Below are 1,005 nucleotides of genomic sequence, written 5' to 3'. Positions count from 1 at the left end.
GTATTCGCGACCTTCCGGACAAACCAGGGAGCTCTGAGTATCACCCTAGTTATTGTTGCCAAGCTCACTCTCATCACAGTGTTCTACGCGTTGATTGGAATGCTGATCGCGTCTCTCTTTTCGAACAGTGCCAGACGCAAAGGTGAATCCCAAGCGCGTGCTGCTGCTAGAAACAGTCGAGAGAAGAAGCAAACGATGGCTCTGATCACAGGCTTGTCGGTGGCTTACACCGCTTTTACTGCCTGGGTCTGCCGGCGACCTGAGTTCACCTCACTTTCCGAATGCCTGGAATTTGATACAGCACCTGCATAAGCCAGGGCGATCGGAACGCGATCGCGTGCTTTAGTAAACAAGTAGCCCGGGAGATTTCCTGGGCTTTTTTTGTGCCACGTTACTATCACTGCAGCACCTACACATTTGCTAACCAAGTTTAGTAGCACCCCAGCGGTCAAAGGTGAATACCCAAGATCAAATTGGGGCAGAATTCGACGATCAAAATGGAGCACATAAATGAAGTGGATTAAAGGGGTGATTGTCGGCGCATTCTTGCTCGTAATCACTGGTGCGGGACTGGGTCTGTTTTATGTTTTGCCGCAGTACGACGTGGTGGCCATCACCGGCGTTGAGGTAAAACGTGTGGACGATGACGGCGTCATCAATGCTGAAAACCCGGCCGACGGCCCGACCCGGGACGTGTATTTCATTAACACTGAACACCCAACATCGAAAGTGGTAAAAGTTTACCGAAACGACGACACCGGCTGGAGTTTTCCGTGGTACTTCAAGTTTGATTCGGCCGACGTTCAGGCAAAGGCTCAGGGTTACTCACGAGATGCCCAGCAACTGGCGCTGATCCGTTACTACGGCTGGCGCATTCAAATCTTGTCCGTGTTCCCAAACATCACAGACATCGAAGCCACAAACAGTCGCGAAGAGCCGTTTCCTTGGTTCAACACGATCTTCCTCAGCGTAGGCACGCTACTGATTTTGTTTGTGGTGTTTTTC

General features: G+C 51.0%; 2 protein-coding genes. Both read left to right on the top strand.

All coding sequences use genetic code 11. The features are described 5' to 3' along the window. Positions 1-312, top strand: a 312-nt coding sequence (locus FQ182_RS30105; RefSeq protein ID WP_218575116.1) for a hypothetical protein, incomplete at its 5' end; no start/stop codon positions are given. A gap of 198 nt (positions 313-510) precedes the next feature. Further along, a partial coding sequence (locus FQ182_RS29620; RefSeq protein ID WP_149494087.1) for a DUF1523 family protein occupies positions 511-1,005 on the top strand: 495 nt, incomplete at its 3' end.

Source organism: Pseudomonas sp. ANT_H4, assembly GCF_008369295.1.
Classification (GTDB): domain Bacteria; phylum Pseudomonadota; class Gammaproteobacteria; order Pseudomonadales; family Pseudomonadaceae; genus Aquipseudomonas.
The sequence above is the reverse complement of the archived record's forward strand: the minus strand, read 5'-3'. Positions and strand labels throughout refer to the sequence as shown.